Here is a 19059-nt window from a genome sequence, read left to right as displayed (position 1 = left end):
AAGGAGGAAATAAAATGTTGTCGTACGTGGATGAAGTCTATGAAAGAGTCGTGAATCAGAACCCAGGGGAGGTAGAATTCCATCAGGCGGTAAAAGAGGTATTGGACTCTCTAAAGCTGGTGATTAGTGCCAATGAAGAGAATTACCGCAAGATGGGATTACTGGAGCGTATCGTTGAACCGGAGAGAATCATTTCCTTCCGTGTGCCATGGGTTGATGATAATGGCAATGTACAGGTAAACAAAGGTTTCCGTGTACAGTTTAACAGCGCCATTGGTCCTTATAAGGGAGGTCTGCGCCTTCATCCATCTGTAAATCAGGGCATCTTAAAATTCTTGGGATTTGAACAGACATTTAAAAATTCTCTGACTGGTCTTCCAATCGGTGGCGGTAAAGGTGGATCTAACTTTGATCCCAAGGGAAAATCCGACCGTGAAGTTATGGCATTTTGCCAGAGCTTTATGACCGAATTATCCAAATACATCGGAGCAGATCAAGATGTTCCAGCAGGAGATATTGGCGTAGGAGCAAGAGAGATCGGATTCCTCTATGGACAGTATAAGAGAATGACTGGATTGTATGAGGGCGTTCTAACTGGTAAGGGACTTAACTACGGCGGCTCTCTAGTACGTACTCAGGCAACTGGATACGGCCTAGTCTATATTCTTGATGAGATGCTAAAACATAACGGTAAGGATCTAAATGGCAAGAAGGTAGTGATCTCTGGTTCTGGAAACGTAGCGATCTACGCAGCAGAGAAAGCGCAGCAGCTTGGAGCAATCGTTATTTCATTAAGCGATTCTGCTGGTTATATCTATGATGAGTCAGGGATCCAGCTTGATCTAGTTAAGGAAATAAAGGAAGTTCGCAGAGGACGTATTAAGGAATATGCAGATGTTGTTAAAACGGCTGTATTTACAGAAGGCAAAGGAATCTGGTCTATCCCATGTGACATTGCTCTTCCTTGTGCGACTCAGAATGAGTTAGATATAGACGATGCGAAAGAATTAAAGAAAAATGGATGCTTCGCAGTAGCGGAGGGTGCTAATATGCCTTCTACCAGAGGGGCTACGGATTACTTCCTGGAGAATGGTATTTACTTTATGCCTGGAAAGGCAGCCAATGCAGGCGGCGTTGCAACTTCAGCTCTTGAGATGTCTCAGAACAGTCAGAGACTTTCCTGGACCTTTGAAGAGGTGGATGAAAAGCTTCATGATATTATGGTCAACATCTACGCAAAAGCAGCGGATGCAGCAGATCGTTACGGCGTGAGCGGTAATTATGTGGCTGGAGCTAACATCGCAGGCTTTGAAAAAGTAGTGGATGCCATGATGGCTCAGGGAATCGTATAATCCTGATATCATCCAGAAAATTTTACTGGCATTGTGAATGGTTTTGGTATATAATAATCGATAAGACTTGAGGCGGAGTGTTCTTCGCCTTATTGTTTTTTTGAAAAATATGCGATTAAACAGAAAGCAGGTGATGATTCTATGCACAAATTCCTAAGAACCATTGGTTTTAGCCTTTATGAGAAAGACCGGGACATAGAGAAACTATTGGACCAGCTCTGTGAAGATCTTTCCGGTTTAAAGCGGATCCAGATTGATGAAGATTCCAATCTTTGTGAGCTTCGTAAGGAAGTGGCTCCAGGAATGGGGATTGTAATGTATGGAGAGGTGGACCAGGAAGGGAATTTCCAAAGAAGCTACTACTATCCTTATTTGAAAACCAGTGATATGACATCAAATGTGCCCTGTTCCGTTCAGCGACATACGGAGCGGGAGACATATGCCGGTCTTTTAGATGAATATAAAGTGGGTATATCCCTCATATTTTATATAGACAATTCCCTTGAATGCCGTGAGCGTTTGGTTGAAAATAAAACCATGGACACAAAAGATGTTTGCCTTTCCGGTCTGTCTGTCAGTGGTAAGGTACTTCTTCCTATTCAGAAAACAGAAACTCAGAGAGCAAAAGCCAGAGTTGAAGCCAAAGACCGCAACACTCTTTTAGAGGCTGCGAAAAATGGAGATGAGGATGCCATGGAAACCCTCACCATTGAAGATATTGATTTATATTCTCAGGCTTCCAGAAGAGCGATGAAGGAAGATCTTTATTCTATCATTGATTCTTGCTTTATGCCTTGTGGCATAGAATGCGACCAGTATTCGATTATTGGTGAGATCATTAAGATTGATGAGAAGAAAAACAAGATCACGGAAGAAGAGGTCTATGATTTTACCTTAGAGTGTAGCGATTTGATCTTCCATGTTGGTATCGCCAAAAAAGATTTGGTGGGAACCCCTGAGGTAGGACGCAGGTTCAAAGGACAGATTTGGATGCAGGGAGACTTAAATTTTAAAGTGAAATTATAATAATGGAAGTTATGTCTTGACGAAAAGGACAATTATGAATATAATAATTAGTGCACTGTGAAGTAGCATTTGCTGCTAGCAGAAATGTTTCCGTAGCTCAGCTGGATAGAGCGACCGCCTCCTAAGCGGTAGGCCGGGTGTTCAAATCACCTCGGGAACGTAATTAGAAAGCCGAAAACCTGAAATTTACTGGTTTTCGGCTTTTCTTTTCATCGATCATTTGTAGTGGTGAAAGGAAGATAAAAGAGAGGTTATGAAACCATGTTTTAATTTTCCCCATTCTCAGGGTTCACACTTTCTATCATATCGTTAATCACTTCTTCTTTAAAACCTCCATTACCATTGTTAACCGTGATCGAAAAAGTAAATTTCCCGTCTTGCCATGTGGCTTTCTTCACATTACTTGCATCACCTTCTAGAATAATTTGTATGTGGTTTAATTCTTCTATATTTTTTTCTGTATACTCATTGAAATCACCGCTTATATCTGCGTTTCCCTTTCCCTGGCGGTAGATGATTTCATCTTCCCCATTCGTGTAGATAATTTGTACAATGCCATTTTCGATTGCCTGGATGCTAGTTTGAGTATATCCCTCTGGAAGAATATGGGGTGTGGAGATTTCAAAACCTACGATTTTCTCAGCCTCGTCAATGGTAGCGCAATCAATAAAGGGGTTAGGCAAACTTATATTATTGCTGAGTGCTGGTTTTCCCTCATCGGAGAGAGTGGATGCTTCATTCTTTGTAGAAAAGTTCTTGCAGGCGGCTAAAGATAGAATAAGAGTAGTGCTTAATAAGATTACAATTAATTTTTTCATATTATAGAGTCCTTTCCGTATGTTTGATTAAACTTCACATATGATCCCCTCTGCATCTAAGTTGTATACAAATAAGAGACGGCAAGTGCTATTGATTAAAATGTTAGTTATAAGATTTTCACAATTATCTTACGACCATTATGATTGAAAATAATTATAGTATGCACTTATTTCATAAAATATAGAGATGTGAAAAAGAAAAAACTCTCTGTTTGATCTAAATGATTATAGCATGCTTTTAAGCTTTCATAATTCACATATAAGAACGTTTAATATAAGAGATCCTTTGATCTTAGAACACTGTTCTATAATACAAATTAATGCAAAAGTTACATAAAATCAATTTGAATAAAGTAGTTGTGATGTTATAATTGATAAAGTGAATACACTTCATATCTTTGTGTCAATAGTATGGAAACAGGCAGGTGAAATTTGATGAATAGTTCTCAAAGTGCAATCATTAAAAGTGAGGTTTTGGAAGTCATCCAATTAACAATTGGTATATTTAATCTATTTATATTTGGTTTAGGAACATTGGCATATATTATAAATCCCAATCTCAAAGATGAAAGAACTGAACTTTTAGTTTTCATTGGTTTAGATATACTCTGGATTATAATTATCATGTTTGGAATGAAACGAAACAGAATCGCTCGCCGTTTTAAACAGTACGCATCTATTATACTGAATAGTGATTCCTTTTCTATCAGCCATCTTTCCATTCTATCAGGTGAACCAGAGGGGGTGGTTTTAAAGAACTTAAATCAAATGATAAAATGGAAATTCATCAAAAATGCTTTTATAAACTATGAAACAAATAGTATTATTCTAAATTCAGTAAATAAAAAACCCAAACCAGTGAGTACCGTCTCTCCTGCTAGAAAAGAAAAAAATAACATTGTGATTACTTGTAAAAATTGTGGTGGAAATAATAAAATGGAAAAAGGATCTATTAAGGAATGTGATTATTGTAAATCTTTCATAGAAGGAGCAAGCAATGGAAGATAAGAGGAAAAAATGTCGTCTTAAAAGGCACCACGGCAGAATGCGATTATTGCGGATCCCCAATATCATATACATAATGAATACATGAAAAAAGACCGTCAAAAAAATGCCGGTCTTTTTTTTATACATCCGTTAACAACAAGTTGTCTGTAGAAAATAATTAAAAATCCTTAGAAATAATCGAACCATGGCATGGAAAAGAGAATAATATAAACCAAAAGCAGTAGAGAAAAGAAAATATGGGATATTATGTAACGGTACAAGACAATGTGAACATTTACGTAGAAGATCTAAACCCGGACTGCAAGGATACCATTCTTTTCCTTCACGGTTGGCCAGGAAGCCATAAGCTGTTTGAATATCAGTTTAATGTTCTTCCCAGTTTGGGATTTCGATGCATAGGAATCGATACCAGGGGATTTGGTGATTCTGACAAACCGTTTTGCGGGTACGACTATGCCCGTCTTGCAGACGATGTGAGAGGGGTTATTGATGCCCTGGGACTTAAGGATATTACATTGGTCGGACACTCCACAGGAGGTTCCATTGCTGTCAAGTACATGGGAAGACATCATCAATATGGTGTATCCAAATTGGTATTGGTTGCAGCAGCAGCTCCCAGCCTAATCAAGCGCCCTGACTTTCCATATGGGGCCGATAAGGATGCGATCTTAAATATGATTAAGGCAACCTATGAAGACCGACCCAATATGCTTACTAATTTTGGGAATTCATTCTTTTTTAAACTAATTACCTATCCCTTCTCCCAGTGGTTTCTCCAAATTGGTCTTCAGGCGGCTGGCTGGGCAACAGCAGCGGTCGAAAAAACCTGGATTGAAGAAGTCTTATTTCAGGAGCTGTCTGAGATTACAGTTCCAACCTTAATTATCCACGGGATTCATGATAAGGTAGTGCCTTTTGAATTAGGTGAGATTCAACATCAGTATATTAAAAGTTCCACACTAATGCCTTTTGAGTTCAGCGGTCATGCGTCTTTTTATGATCAAATGGAGGAATTTAATAAGGTGCTTTCAGATTTTGCAAAAGGAAACTGCTAGTAAAAAATGGATGAAAGAAAGCAAAGAAGCTGTGAGTGCTTCTTTGCTTTCTTTGTATATTATGAATGGCTTTTTAAAATCTCATAATCTTCAGAATTTATGGTCAACCAGCGTCGAATCAGCGTTATGCCATTTTCTTCATTGGCATCGGCTGAAATAATGTGAAAGCAGTTTTCTTCAATATAGAATCGAAATGTCTGATCAGGAATCTCTGCGATTAAGGCTTCTTGTTCTGCTTCTCTCCAGATTCGGCTGAATGGTTTTTCCATAGTGAGTCTGTATATCATGTCTTCGTGTTCTAGGATTCTTATCTGACAGCCGTATTCTGACTGTTTGTCTTTTAAGAGGGTGAGAATATCCTGGTTCATATATATATATTCGTCTCGGCGTGAATGACGCCCTTTTTTATTTGAAGAAATATGAGAACCACCGGCAAAAACTCCACCGGAAATCAATGGGAATAGCAGACGGAACGTTCTGGAGGCTTCCTTATGAGGCAATGAGGTAATTAAAAACAGGGGAGTTGACTCCTTTAGATCCTTTAGCTTTATAAGTAAATCAGATTCGTCTTGTTCCAGTTCTAAACGTGGGATCTCATCCCCACATATGAAATAGGCTCTTATTCTTTGTGGAATATGAAACAAGGGGTATCGTCCAAATACTGCAGTATTTGCATCATCAACTGGAATACATTCTTCGTAAAAAAGCTGTTCATAGCTTTTGGAATGATCCACAGAGAAATACGGGTCAATAGAACGAAATGCATTCTCGTCCTCCTGAGAATAAGAGAAACACGTATTCGCAATGGATTCAATCCAGATATGGATGTCTGGAGATAAACGGTTTCTTAGCTGGCGGATGACTTCCATGCGGTGTGGAAATCCAGGTGTGCCTATAGAGAAAGAAATGTTTTCTTTTATCAACCTCTGGCATTGCTGTATAAATTTTGTCAGGGTTATTCTCTCTGGATGGAACATGACACAGAGTCTTAGTTTTTCTCTGCGCCCTCCAGAGGCATCGAATATTTTTAAGCCTTTGTTAATAGAACAGGTCAGATCGGTACACGTGCCAATGGCCTCAATGGTTTCTTGGCGGCTGATGTGCCCCATGCCAGTCCAATAATATGGCTTTAAAAGAGCAGTGTAGTCTGGTAGAATCAAAAGAGCTTTAGAATGATCCTCCTCTGCCTTATGGATGAAGCGGACAACAAATTCAAGGAATTGTTTCTCATCCTCCTCCAAACCAACGTTAGAGACAGTGGCTCCTTTGTAAAAAATCGTATCAGTTTTCATTTATGCTTGCACCTCCTTCCGTATCCTTCCCTAAACAGGAATCATTCCCTTGAACGGAGATAGGCTTAGAATCTGCTTTTAATGTGGATTGATTCATGATGCTTTGTGGATAAACGTTTATTATCTTAGTATAACAGTGCATAACTTAAAAAACTCCTTGTCTTACATAATGTGTTAATAAAACTAGCATAAAGAGCTGGGAGAGTTCCAGTAACCTTAGGTGAAAAATTGGTAAATACAAAAATCTAATTCTTAATATTTTATAAAATTATGATAGCATATTAAGAAATGGATTCCTATAGAAAAACACAAACATGATAAGCTTTTGTATAAATTATCCCATTTCGTTTCCAAATAATAGATAATACGCTATAATAAGGGCAGGATCATTACGTTATAAGAAAGAAGAGGGTATTTATGAACGGTAAAAAGTTGTTATCAGCAGTGCTTGCTGCTGTTTTGGCGTCAGGCCTATGTTCCATGCCTGCTATGGCAGCTTCCAGAAAAAAGATCATGGAAGTAAAAATGACGGTAACAGCCCAGATCATGCCAGGGGATTCTATTTCCCAGCAACAGGTGGAGGTCACCGTAAACAACAGCCGGGTAGGCGTAGGTGACAGTGAATTTATCAACGACGGGTTTCAGTGGTATGAAGGTGATGTTCCAAAGATGGAAGTAAAACTTTATGCAGATGAAGATTATTACTTTGCCACCGATGAAAAAGGAATTATCATTACTGGAGGCACTTATGTAAAGCAAAAACGAGAAGATTTAAGCCGCACCCTAACCGTTACCATCGACCTTCCTAAGGTGGGAGAATACACCCAGTCCATTACCCGTGCAGGATGGGGAAATGGAAATCTTGCCTCTTGGGAAAAGGCGGAAGGAACCGGAAGTTATGAAGTGATTCTCTACCGGGATGGAAAAAGCATTAGTGATACAGTAACCACCCAAGGGACGACCATTGATTTTACCAATCAAATGAGAAGTCCTGGAAGCTATTCTTATCAGGTGCGTCCGGTCAATGACAGAAATCCAGAGCAAAAGGGACAATGGCTAGAGTCTTCCTCTAAATATATCGACACAGCAGCCGCAGAAAAAAACCGTTCTACAGGAGAAACATTGGGAGAATGGAAAAAGAATGAAAACGGCTGGTGGTTTTCCTATCAAGATGGTGGTTATCCGGTCAATCGGTGGGAAAGTATCGGAGGGAAGTGGTATTTTTTCAATGACAAGGGATATATGGCAACGGGCTGGATTTCTTCCAGTGGAAAGTTATATTACTGTAATCCATCCGACGGAGCCATGATGGTCGATACGAAGACGCCAGACGGCTTTCTAGTGGGAGCAGACGGAGCGAGAATCTCATAAGATATCATAGGAAAAGATAAGGACTGCATTTTATGCAGTCCGTCTTTTTGGTTAGACGGAACTGGTGTTCCTATGAAAAATACTTGTAGGATGAATGATTCTATCATATAATAGCACGAAGGAGCAGATGGGAATGACAGAAAAGATGACAGGAAATTTTTATAAGCGTGTGCTTCTGGCTGCGGTAATTATTTTCACCTTAATGATAGCAGGATGTGCTGGCATGGAGGTTTCAACCGGACCAGATAAAAGTGTTTCCTCTAGGCAGCAAAGTGACTCTGATTTAAAGGTACATTTTATTGATGTGGGTCAAGGAGACAGTACTCTGATTGAAAAAGATGGACATTTTATGCTCATCGATGCAGGAGAACGGGATCAGGGACCTACTGTGGTATCCTACCTAAAGGAGCAAGGGGTTAAAAAACTGGATTATGTAATTGGAACTCATCCCCATTCGGACCATATTGGAGGACTAGAGGCAGTCATTAAGGCATTTGACGTAGATAAGATCATAATGCCGCAAAAAGCCCATACCACTAAATTATACGAACGACTTCTCAATACCATTGATGAAAAGAAATTAAAGATCACTCCACCAAAGATAGGTGAGGTTTATGAATTAGGAGATTCCACCTTTCAAATTCTTGGGCCCAACCGGGATTATGGAGATAATTTAAATAACTGGTCTGTGGGAATTCGTCTTGATTATGGAAAAACCAGTTTTGCATTTTTTGGTGACGCAGAAAAAGGCGCCGAAGATGATATGTTAGCAAATGGATTTTCCTTAAAAGCTGACGTATTAAAGGTATCCCATCATGGTAGTTCCACCTCATCATCAGGACCGTTTCTCGACCAAGTGAGCCCGGAATATGCGGTAATTTCCTGTGGAAAGGATAATGATTACGGACATCCTCATAAAGAGACCATGGATGCCTTACAGAAACGAAACATCACAGTTTTTCGAACCGACCAGTTAGGCAGTATTTTAGCAGTTAGCGATGGGTCAAAGGTTACATTTCCTGGGCAGAATAAAGGTAGTACCAATGATTCTAAGACAAAAACTGAAGAAAGCAAATCTCTCACCAGAGAGTATGTATTAAATACCAATACCAAGAAGTTTCATCTTCCAGACTGTAAGTTAGCAACTTCCATAAAGAAGGAGAACAAAGAAACGCTTAAAGGAACCAGGGATGAAGTGATAAAAATGGGGTATGAGCCTTGCAAAAGCTGCAAGCCTTAGCTTATTTTAAGTAGAAGGGGGAATGGGTATGAGATATACCATAGACCGCATCACGGGCAATATAGCCGTTTGTGAGGACGAAAAGGGGAATATGGTGAAGCTTGCGGCATCAGAACTTCCTAAGGGGGCAGACGAAGGAGACATTTTGTTTGATCAGGACGGAACCTGGTATAAGGATGAAAAAGAAAGCAGTGAACGAAGACGGGTCATGGAAGAGAAGCTAAACAGACTGATAGAATAAAGGATTAAAATATGAAGAATTATATTGTGCTGGATCTGGAATGGAACCAGAGTGCCGGGGGAAAGGAAGATACGGTAGAGCATTTCCCCTTTGAAATTATAGAAATCGGAGCGGTAAAGTTAAGTGAATCCCGTGAGGAAATTGGAGAATTTAGAAGATTAATAAAGCCCGAGGTCTATACCGAGCTTCATGAGAAGATACTAGAAGTGACCCATATGGATGAAAAGCTTTTGATGGAAGAGGGAATGGACTTTAAGAAGGTATTTGAGGAATTCTCTAGTTGGTGCGGCGAGGATGCTGTATTTTGTACCTGGGGCTCTATGGATCTTACTGAGCTGCAAAGGAACCTTTCCTATCATGGACTTATCAATCCATATCAGAAGCCATTTCTCTATTATGATGTACAAAAGCTCTACAGCTTACTTTATGGGGATGGAAAAGACCGTCAATCACTTGATATCGCAGTCACAGAGATGGGAATTATGGAGTCGAGACCATTTCACCGTGCACTTGACGATGCCCATTACACAGGGCGTATCATGCAGCACATGGACTTTGAAAAGGTAAAGGCGTATTTGTCTATCGACTATTACCGCCTTCCAGAAAACCAGGAAGAAGAGGTTTATCTTGTATTCCCAGAGTATTCCAAATACATCTCAAGACCCTTTGATACAAAGCAGGATGCCATAGCAGATAAAATCGTAACTGACTTGATTTGCTGTAAATGCAACCGGATGCTTCGGAAGAAGATTCGTTGGTTTTCCGTGAATCAAAAATATTATTCGGCTCTGGGATGCTGCCCCGCACATGGAAATGTAAAAGGGAAAATCCGTATGAGACGCAGCGATGACGGTAAAGTGTATGTGGTAAAAACCATGAAGTTAGTAAGAGAAGAAGATATTCTTGATATATATGGAAAAAAAGAAGAAGCCAGAAAAAAACGGGTGGAGAAAACAAAAGTCAGGAAACTAAATAAAAAGAAGGGGGCATTGCCCCTCTCTTAAATTTCACTTTCTTTCATCCGGTAGCCAACCCCGATTTCAGTAAATATGTATTTGGGTTCTGCCGGATTGGTCTCAATTTTTCGTCTTATATGGGCCATATTCACCCGAAGAATCTGATTATTATTATCCGCATAAGGTCCCCAGATATGACTTATGATATAGTCGTAGGTCAATACCTTTCCAGAGTTTTCTGCTAGTAAAGATACTAACTTATATTCAATCTGGGTCAAATGGATCTTGTGATCGCAAAGTGTCACAAGACGCTTTGCAAAGTCAATATACAAGCCCTCGCACCGGTATGGTGTCTGAATGATACAGCCGTCGACTGCCTTTACGGTAGGCTTTCCATGGCGCAAAGCGGTACGGATTCTGGCTAATAGCTCACTGGTGCCAAAAGGCTTTGTTATGTAATCGTCAGCACCGAAGTCAAGAGCTGCCACTTTTTCCTGTTCTTGTGTCCTTGCTGATATTACGATGATAGGAATTGTGGTCCAGCTTCGTACACTTTTTATAATGTCAATGCCATCAAGATCTGGAAGTCCAAGATCTAGAAGTATCACATCCGGACAAAGGGAATTAATAAGAGCCAGTCCATCTCGTCCGTTAAAAGCAGTATTAACCTTGTAATCCTGCCTCTCCAGCGCACTCTCTATAAAGTTGCAAATATTCTTTTCATCTTCGATCATGACGATTGTAAACTTACTCATAAAAATCCTCCCCTAGTGGTAATGTAAACGTAAAAACTGCCCCATGTTCTTTATTGGAAACGAAAATGGTTCCATTATGAGCGACTACAATGGTTTTGCATATAGATAAACCAATTCCCATCCCCTTGTGGGAGTCATAGCTGCTGTTAGGCAAAGAGGTATAGCCGTCAAATAAAGTGGAAATCCGATCTGCAGGAAGTCCGACTCCCTGGTCGCTTACCTCAAAGGACGCATACCCATCCTCCACGGAAACGATGAGGTTTATGGATTCCGTTGAATTGGAGTGATAAACCGCATTTTCCAAAAGGTTGATGATAACCTGCTCAATTAAGGTGGCATCCATGGGCACCATGATAAGCTCATCTGGAACACTTACATGGACCGTAGCATTGGGAAGCCTTTTACGAAAACGCTGTAACGCCTCTGAAACCACTTCTTCCAAAGGTTCTAGATGCTTGGTCACATGAGCACCGGTATCCCGAATTCTGGTAACGCTAAGCAGATTCTCCACCATGTTTAATAGCCAGTTGGCATCCTCCCTTATGTTAGAGACAAGGTGAGACCTTTCTTCTTCTGCCATGGTGTTCTCATTATCCAGATAAGCGCCGCTTGCACCGATGATTCCAGTAAGCGGAGTTCTTAGATCGTGGGATATGGCTCTTAAAAGATTGGCACGCATGGTTTCCTTTTCCGCCTCCATTAAAAGCTTATCCCTTTCACTTAGGATTTGGCTCTGTTGCTTTAAATGGGTGGTGGTTGCGCTTGTAATGGTGGAAATCACCAGTAACGTGATAAAGGTAATGGAATACCCAATTCCGGAAAGTTTAAATTCCATATAAGGGTACGTAAACAAATAATTCACACAGATGATACTGATAAATGATCCCGCTAAACCAGGAATGTATCCATTGGAAAAGCGAGAAATTAAAACCACTGCCATGATGTAAACCATGCCAATATTATTGGTGAACCCACCGAAAAACATAATCAGATAGGAGATAACAGTGGCTGTTAATAAGAAACCCACCGTTATCAGCATATTGCGAATCAAATCTATTTTTGCAGGTCTCTTTAGCTGTCCCATGTCCCCCTCCGATCAAGCTAGCGGAATTTAAAACGGCCGCCCCGCCGGCCCTTACGTTTCGATGTATAAGAACTGCGTCTCTGCTCTAAGATACTGTTAAATTCATCGGCAGAGATGCCCGATTCCTTAAGGCGTTTCAAGCGTTCTGCCTTTCGAAGAAGAGAATACTCATCGTTTTGGCGCCTTTTGTATACGATAAAAAAGATTAGAACTCCAGTCAAAGCAAGGACTCCTACGCCTCCTAAGATCAACCATACAACAAGAGGAATCTGGAACGGCTTTAATGCCTTTTGACGGTATTCTTCTGACACTCCTGCACTGGTCTTACTGGACTCAGAAAGCTTATCCGGTGTCTTATCCTTTGGTGCTTTTGCAGTATTTTCAGGTGTAACCGCCTTTGTTTCCGGAGTTTTAAAAAGCTCTTTGTTAATCTCTAAAAATGTACTTCCAACCACTCGGTCACTATATCGGTATAAGATCTTTGCGATGGCACCATCAGGATCTCCCTGTGAGATATCGTAGCTGAGTTCCGCTTTTGCATCGGAAAAGTTAGCTGTCTTAGGAAGTATGATTCGACTGTCAGGATCTAGGATCAGCGCCTCCGGCCGTTTGATGGACAAACCACTAAAGCTTAAGTCGCTGGTAATGGAGCTATAAGTCTTTTCATAATCAGCGGCCTTTAGAGATACGAAGTTTCCAAAGCCAAAATCCAAAAGGTTTTTGGTGTCGGTCCAATAAAGCGGGGTAGAACCTTTTAAAATTACAGTAATCAACCTCATGCCATTTTTCTCTGCGCAAGTAACCAAAGTATTGCCAGCAATGGTGGTATAACCTGTTTTGCCTCCTACGACTCCTGGATAATAATAAGGACTGGATTTTCTCAACATTCGATGCCCAGGTGAGATTCCAAGTCCCTCCTTGTTGATGGAGTTAGGCGGAAGCTTATAAAAGGTGGTGGAATCAATCTCTTCAAAGACTGGATTATTAAATGCAGCTTTTACAATGAGGGCCATGTCATAAGGGGAGGTATAATGCTCCTGGTTATTTAACCCGCTTGGATTGGCAAAGTGGGTATTGGTGCAGCCAAGTTCCTTTGCTCTGGCGGTCATCATTTCTGCAAATGCTTCTGTGCTTCCTGCCACATGCTCTGCAAGGGCGTTGGCAGATTCATTGGCGGACTTTAACAAAAGAGCATAAAGGCAATCCTTTACAGATAGCTTGTCTCCTTCATTGATTCCGGCATTGCTGCTTCCTGATTCCACATTAAACACTGCGTTATGGGAAAAGGTAACAATTTCGTCCATTTCACAGTTTTCAATGACAAGAAGAGCGGTCATGACTTTCGTAATACTGGCCGGGTAATATTGGTTGTGTATGTTCTGTCCCCATAGAACGGTTCCAGTGTCTGCATCCATAAGAATAGCGCCCTGTGCATTCACAGATACGTTAGTCGGCCACTCAGCCGCAGCCATAGCTGTCCCATGAAACGAGAATACAAACAAAAGCAGACAGAGGAAACATACAGATAACCTTTTTATAATTTGAGTCATATAGGGTAATCTCTCCATAAATTCAGATTCAGTTTCAAACAATTCTCCACCATACAGTATAGGTTATTTAGGGTGACAAGTAAAGATTAATCGGCATTTTTCCCGTATTTGTGTACCAAAAACAGACAAAAAGTGACAACGAAGAGGACAAAAATGAAGAAGATAGTACCAATCAAAAAGACAGTATCGCTAAAAAATCCTTCTGGGACGATATTGATCAGCATATCTGTGGAAGGGTCCAGCATCCATAAATCATTCTTAAAAAACATTTCATGGAACTGGATAAAATACCGGTTAAAATCCGTTGATATGAGAAGGGCGGTGGCTGCAGATGCCAAAAAGAAGAATCCGCTTCCAGCGCAAACTGCCTTTGGAAATGTACTTTTAAATTTGGTTTTTAACAGAGCCATTAATATAAGACTAAGAGCCATGATCATAAGACAGCCTCTGCGCATGGAGATGCCTCCCAAAAACAGACCTCTCACATCCTCCATATGGGCAATTTCTCTGGCATTAAAAAACTCTCGTTCTACGCCTCCCATGGTGGTAGGTACGTGAAGGTTGTCCCTTTTTCCTTTTAAGTAAGCCATCATCTGATCCGTAACATCTAAAAGATCATCCATGTTCATGGAAACCGCTTCTGTCACGTTATATTTGGCGTATTCCTTTTGAAAGTATCCGGGAATCCAGTAAACAGCAGCCTCCACAGAGGTAAATAAAAGAACGATCATAAGGCAGATGGAAAAAATAACTCCAAGGGTATATTGTAAAATCCGATTCATGAGTTTCTCCTTTCCTTTCATTTTTTTGTTGCAGTTGGCAAGTTCCAGCAGTAGCGAGTAGCTAAAAGACGAATTAGTATAACAGTGCAGGCTCCTATGAGCATGGCGATATTGCCGTTTATCTGCTCCAGCAGCCCGGCATAAAGAATGGCACCGGCAATGGATGCGCTGGCATAGATATGTTTTCGAAGCACATAAGGGGTTTGTCCTGCCATGATATCTCTCAAAATACCGCCCCCAACGCCTGTGATCACTCCTAAAAAGATAATAAGGAAATGATATTCTCCATAGCCGGAGAGGATCGCAGTATCAATACCTACCACAGTAAACGCTCCCAGTCCCACCGCGTCAAAAATGTTCATCACTTTCTCGTAGGTTACCAAGGAACGACCGTCTAAAATCCTTTGATTTGAACGTACAATAATAAATAAAATCATTACCGTAAAAAAGGCAAGTAATACATAAACCGGGTCTTTAAAAAGGGCTGGAGGCACATTTCCAATGATAATATCCCGTATCATACCCCCGCCTACGGCAGTTGTGACCCCCAAAACAATGACCCCTAAAAGGTCCAGTTGTTTTTTGATAGCAACCATTGCGCCGGAAGAAGCAAAGGCAATGGTGCCCACCGCTTCTACAAAGAAAAAAAGGGAAAGTTCAACTTTCATCAATAACCTCCGTATTGCTTCCATTTAGGAAATTAAGGAAAGTATATGTTTTTGGAGGATGTTTGTCAATATACCTATTTATGAAATAATAAATCAGGGGTCAGCTATAGGTGCTGTTTTTATAAAAAACCAGAGACACGATTGCTGATAGAGCAATGGTATCTCTGGCTTTCATATTTATTTTCGTCGAACCAACAACTTTACAAATTCAGATATTAATATGACACTAAAGGTAAGCATAAATATCTTAATCCACATAACAAGTCCCAAAGGAACGGTTCCGAAAAAGGCACCTGCAAACTGAATGATCAGGATTTGTAAAAAGAAGGTGATGGATATCACCAAAAGCATAATTCGGTTCTTTAATAAGTGTTTGAAGATACTGGTAGCATACAGTTCCCTGCAGTTAAATGCGTTAAAAAGCTGGAACAGAGCAAACAGAGTAAATAAAACCGTAGTCACTTCCTCATCCCCAGCGCCTAAAAAGTTATACACATACTGGCATAAGAAGATGATGGAGATATAAAGCCCCGTCAGTCCGATTCTGATAAACATAGTACGAGATATGATATTATCGCTTCTTCCTGTAGGAGGACGGCTCATAAGATCGTCGTAGATAGGCTCTAATCCAAGAGTAAGCGCTGGTGGTCCATCCATGATAATGTTAATCCATAAAAGCTGCAGAGCCGTAAATGGCGCCTTTAAGCCCAAGAGGATAGAGGCTAGTACAACAATAACAGAAGAAACATTAACCGTAAGCTGAAACTGGATAAAACGTTTGAAGTTCTCATAGATTCCACGTCCCCAAGCGATGGCCTTTACGATGGTAGAGAAGGAGTCGTCAAGGAGAACGATATCACTTGCTTCTTTTGATACCTCGGTGCCGGAGATTCCCATAGCGATTCCCACATCTGCATTTTTAAGGGCAGGGGCATCGTTAATTCCATCCCCTGTAACGGCGACTACGTTGTTCTGGGATTTTAACAGCTTTACCACCCTCATCTTAGTGGTAGGAGTGCTTCTGGCAATCACGCTGATCTTAGGAAGCATATGAAGAAGCTCTTCATCACTTAAATCTGCAATTTCACTTGCTTCAATAGCAATTCTACCATCTTCCAGAATGTGAAGTTCATTGGCAATGGCAATGGCGGTAATAATATTGTCGCCGGTTAGAATCTTTAAATCAACTCCTGCCATACGGCAATGCTTCACGGATTCATATACATCGGAGCGGAGAGGATCGGAGATAGCCACAAACCCGTCAAAGACCATGTCCCTTTCCATGTCATTGTGATGGATATCATCCTCATAGTCTTTCATTTCAAGAAGCTCTTTATGAGCAAATGCGATTACACGCATGGCTTTTTCCTGAGCCTTAACAATGAAGTGTTCAATCTCGGCTTGCTTGGACGGAGAGAGAGAACACATAGAGAACACGCATTCCGGGCTTCCTTTTACGTATGAAATTATCTTTCCGTCCACCTTACTGATGGTGGTCATATGTTTTAATTCAGAAGAAAATGGAAATGCGTGAAGCACTTCGTGGTCGGAACGCTCATCTTTATAGGATTTGCCAGTATTCTTAAACGCTTTGGAATTTTGATAAAAGCTTATCATGGCGCATTCCGTCGGATTGCCAATAAAGGACCCATCTGGAGAAATGTCTGCTGTGGTGTTTAAACAGATGTTGTGAACCAGCCAGTCAGAGGCGAAATCACCAGTTTTTTCTTTCCATTCTCCATCGTAAAAAGCCGATACAGTCATCTTGTTTTCAGTCAGGGTTCCAGTCTTATCCGAACAAATTACGTTGATGCATCCAACGGTTTCAGAAGCGATCATCTTTTTAACCAGAGCGTTTTGCTTTGATAACTTTATGATGTTAATGGATAAGGACACGGCTACAATGGTAGGAAGTCCTTCTGGTACAGCGGCAACAATTAAGACGATACTGGTAACAAACGCATCAAGGACAACCTCTAAAGAAAGGCCGCCAGAAAGAGAGAAGGAAATAAGCTCTGAAATAAAAACAATGGCAGCAGCAATGATACCAAGAATTGTAATGGTTTTTCCCAGTCTTGCAAGCTTCTCCTGAAGTGGAGTGGAGGTGCGCTCTACGTTTGTCAGTTCCCTTGCAATATTACCAAATTCTGTGTGATCTCCAACAGCAGTTACAACCATTTTTCCGTAACCGCTTGTAATGTAGTTTCCGGAGTATACCATGTTGGCTCGTTCTGCCAAAGGTGTTTTCTCATCCAGTATTAAAAGCTCGGCGTCTTTTTTCGCAGGCAGACTCTCTCCGGTCAAGGCAGATTCATCTGCCGCCATTCCAGAGCTGTTAAGAAGTCTTCCGTCAGCAGGAACTCTGTCACCAGTGGCTAAAAGAACAATGTCGCCTACAACAATGTCTTTCTGGCCAAGCAGCAGGGTATTGCCGTCTCGTATGACCTTAATCATAGTGTCATCGCTGATTTTTGATAAGGCTTCAAAGGCTTTGGCGCTCTTGCCCTCCATAATGACCGTAATTAACACGGAAAGGAAGATGGCAGCAAAGATACCCAGGCATTCCATAAAGTCCGCTTCTGAGCCTGTGGTGGCACGTATGATGTTGACCAAAAGGGCAATGACACCTGCCATAATGAGCATAAGGATCATAGGCTCTTTGGCAGCCTCTGCGATACGCTTTAGCAGTGACTCCGGTTTTTCCTTTGTCAGCGTATTGCTTCCGTACTGTTCTTTCTGTACCTCCACTTGTTGTTCGCTTAAACCGACTGACCCGTCGGTATTTAACCGCTTTAATAAATCACGTGTGTTCTCCTGAAATTCCTTCAACGCAGTTCTCTCCTTAAATTTGTTTTCTATAAAAACAAAAACTCATGCATAGACTAGCTATGCATGAGTCAAAAAAAATAGCCCATGTATAGCGTAAAGCTATACATGAGTCTCGTTTATTAAGACAAGCCAGACCGCAAAACGGTCAGTATGTTGACTTGGCACGCAGATAAACTGCGCAAACTACTCCCTCAAGTGTGAAACCATCATAACATAAACAGATAATTTTTGTCAACGGTGTGGAGACAGGTTCTCCTTTTTCTTTTCTTTGGGTCTTTTTTGTGATAAATTAATAGAATCACCAAATAGAGCAATATACCATATAGGAGGGAAACTTTGATATGAATTCTCCCAAAGATAATTTAGATCTTGCTGCGGCAATGAAGGCACTTCGTAAAAATCGGATAGGTGCATATTTCGTTGCTGATAAAAAGGAACTGATCTCCCTTATCAATACCTTTATACCAAATGATACCCTGGTTGGCTGCGGAGATTCCGTAACCTTAGAGGAACTTGGTGTATTTGATGAGTTGAGAAGTAGAAACATTCAGTTTTTAGATAAATACGTGTCAACTCTTACAAAAGAAGAGAAGAGGGAAATTTACCGGAAAAACTTTTATGCAGATACCTTTATAACTGGGACCAATGCAGTCACTATGGATGGGAAGTTATTTAATATCGATGGCAATGGAAGCCGGGTGGCGCCTATGCTTTATGGACCAAAGCAGGTTCTAGTGGTGGTGGGTATCAATAAGCTTGTTAAAGATACTCAGGAAGCCATAGAACGAACCAGGCAGATAGCAGCAACATTAGATGCCAAACGGCTGAAAAAGGGGACACCCTGTACGGTTTTGGGCCGGTGCATTGATTGCAGTCATAAGGACAGGATCTGCAACGATTTTGTTTTAATTGCAGGGCAGTTTGAAGAGGAGAGAATCAAGGTGATTTTTGTGGAAGGTGTATTTGGATTTTAAATACAATTCCATTTCTTCTATGTAAATATAGAACAACAGGGAGTCCGAAGGTCGATAT

At 40.8% G+C, this 19059-nt stretch carries 17 protein-coding genes and 1 tRNA gene; 10 read left to right on the top strand and 8 right to left on the bottom strand.

Going from position 1 to position 19059, the window contains the following annotated elements; genetic code table 11:
• The first annotated feature begins 17 nt into the window (after positions 1-17).
• The 3 genes from gdhA to BET01_RS03070 all read left to right on the top strand — a co-directional run bounded on the left by gdhA (position 18) and on the right by BET01_RS03070 (position 2538).
• The gene (gene gdhA, locus BET01_RS03080; RefSeq protein ID WP_120195344.1) at positions 18-1352 is read left to right on the top strand and encodes an NADP-specific glutamate dehydrogenase; all 1335 of its coding nucleotides are present in this window, start codon (positions 18-20) and stop codon (positions 1350-1352) included.
• 141 nt (positions 1353-1493) lie between these two features.
• Positions 1494-2378 (top strand): DUF3881 family protein, encoded by an 885-nt coding sequence (locus BET01_RS03075; protein ID WP_120195268.1) that lies wholly within the window; start codon positions 1494-1496, stop codon positions 2376-2378.
• An 86-nt stretch (positions 2379-2464) separates the two neighbouring features.
• Positions 2465-2538 (top strand) — tRNA-Arg (locus BET01_RS03070).
• A 106-nt stretch (positions 2539-2644) separates the two neighbouring features.
• On the opposite strand, the gene BET01_RS03065 is transcribed toward BET01_RS03070, so the two are convergent.
• Complete coding sequence (locus BET01_RS03065; protein WP_120195267.1) at positions 2645-3196, bottom strand: hypothetical protein; 552 nt, start codon at positions 3194-3196, stop codon at positions 2645-2647.
• A 435-nt stretch (positions 3197-3631) separates the two neighbouring features.
• Between BET01_RS03065 and BET01_RS03060 the strand changes: the two genes are divergently transcribed.
• Both BET01_RS03060 and BET01_RS03055 read left to right on the top strand, forming a co-directional pair.
• Positions 3632-4204 (top strand): hypothetical protein, encoded by a 573-nt coding sequence (locus tag BET01_RS03060; RefSeq protein ID WP_120195266.1) that lies wholly within the window; start codon positions 3632-3634, stop codon positions 4202-4204.
• Positions 4205-4440: 236 nt separating this feature from the next.
• On the top strand, positions 4441-5259 hold the full coding sequence (locus BET01_RS03055; protein WP_120195265.1) for an alpha/beta fold hydrolase: 819 nt from the start codon (positions 4441-4443) through the stop codon (positions 5257-5259).
• Positions 5260-5318: 59 nt separating this feature from the next.
• On the opposite strand, the gene BET01_RS03050 is transcribed toward BET01_RS03055, so the two are convergent.
• On the bottom strand, positions 5319-6551 hold the full coding sequence (locus tag BET01_RS03050) for a hypothetical protein (RefSeq protein WP_120195264.1): 1233 nt from the start codon (positions 6549-6551) through the stop codon (positions 5319-5321).
• A gap of 417 nt (positions 6552-6968) precedes the next feature.
• On the opposite strand from BET01_RS03050, the gene BET01_RS03045 reads away from it, so the two are divergent.
• From BET01_RS03045 to BET01_RS03030, 4 genes are all read left to right on the top strand, one after another.
• Positions 6969-7922 (top strand): cell wall-binding protein, encoded by a 954-nt coding sequence (locus BET01_RS03045; RefSeq protein ID WP_120195263.1) that lies wholly within the window; start codon positions 6969-6971, stop codon positions 7920-7922.
• A gap of 145 nt (positions 7923-8067) precedes the next feature.
• Positions 8068-9162 carry a ComEC/Rec2 family competence protein gene (locus BET01_RS03040; RefSeq protein WP_120195343.1) on the top strand — a complete coding sequence of 365 codons (1095 nt, stop codon included), beginning with the start codon at positions 8068-8070 and terminating at the stop codon, positions 9160-9162.
• Positions 9163-9190: 28 nt separating this feature from the next.
• Complete coding sequence (locus BET01_RS03035; RefSeq protein WP_158584973.1) at positions 9191-9403, top strand: DUF3006 domain-containing protein; 213 nt, start codon at positions 9191-9193, stop codon at positions 9401-9403.
• An 11-nt stretch (positions 9404-9414) separates the two neighbouring features.
• Positions 9415-10407: a 3'-5' exonuclease gene (locus tag BET01_RS03030; RefSeq protein ID WP_120195261.1), complete on the top strand. Its 993-nt coding sequence runs from the start codon at positions 9415-9417 to the stop codon at positions 10405-10407.
• On the opposite strand, the gene BET01_RS03025 is transcribed toward BET01_RS03030, so the two are convergent.
• The 6 genes from BET01_RS03025 to BET01_RS03000 all read right to left on the bottom strand — a co-directional run bounded on the left by BET01_RS03025 (position 10404) and on the right by BET01_RS03000 (position 18057).
• Positions 10404-11114 carry a response regulator gene (locus BET01_RS03025; RefSeq protein ID WP_120195260.1) on the bottom strand — a complete coding sequence of 237 codons (711 nt, stop codon included), beginning with the start codon at positions 11112-11114 and terminating at the stop codon, positions 10404-10406. The two genes, BET01_RS03030 and BET01_RS03025, sit on opposite strands and share 4 nt — an antisense overlap.
• A complete protein-coding gene (locus BET01_RS03020; protein WP_120195259.1) occupies positions 11107-12198 on the bottom strand; it encodes a sensor histidine kinase in 1092 nt (363 codons plus the stop codon). The genes BET01_RS03025 and BET01_RS03020 overlap by 8 nt, the downstream gene beginning before the upstream one ends.
• 17 nt (positions 12199-12215) lie before the next feature.
• Positions 12216-13748, bottom strand: coding sequence for a D-alanyl-D-alanine carboxypeptidase family protein (locus BET01_RS03015; RefSeq protein WP_120195258.1), 1533 nt, complete (start codon positions 13746-13748; stop codon positions 12216-12218).
• Between the two features lie 86 nt (positions 13749-13834).
• Positions 13835-14530 (bottom strand): TIGR01906 family membrane protein, encoded by a 696-nt coding sequence (locus BET01_RS03010; protein WP_120195257.1) that lies wholly within the window; start codon positions 14528-14530, stop codon positions 13835-13837.
• A 17-nt stretch (positions 14531-14547) separates the two neighbouring features.
• Positions 14548-15198, bottom strand: a complete 651-nt coding sequence (locus BET01_RS03005) for a trimeric intracellular cation channel family protein (protein ID WP_120195256.1) — start codon at positions 15196-15198, stop codon at positions 14548-14550.
• 177 nt (positions 15199-15375) lie between these two features.
• Entirely contained in the window at positions 15376-18057 is a 2682-nt protein-coding gene (locus BET01_RS03000) for a calcium-translocating P-type ATPase, PMCA-type (protein ID WP_120195255.1), read from the bottom strand.
• A 311-nt stretch (positions 18058-18368) separates the two neighbouring features.
• Between BET01_RS03000 and BET01_RS02995 the strand changes: the two genes are divergently transcribed.
• Complete coding sequence (locus tag BET01_RS02995) at positions 18369-19001, top strand: lactate utilization protein (RefSeq protein WP_207667552.1); 633 nt, start codon at positions 18369-18371, stop codon at positions 18999-19001.
• Positions 19002-19059 lie beyond the last annotated feature (58 nt).

The sequence above is a fragment of the Lacrimispora algidixylanolytica genome, from assembly GCF_003609635.1.
In the GTDB taxonomy this organism is placed as follows: Bacteria; Bacillota; Clostridia; order Lachnospirales; family Lachnospiraceae; genus Lacrimispora; species Lacrimispora algidixylanolytica.
Note: the sequence above shows the minus strand (reverse complement) of the source record. Positions and strands in the feature narration are given on the sequence as shown.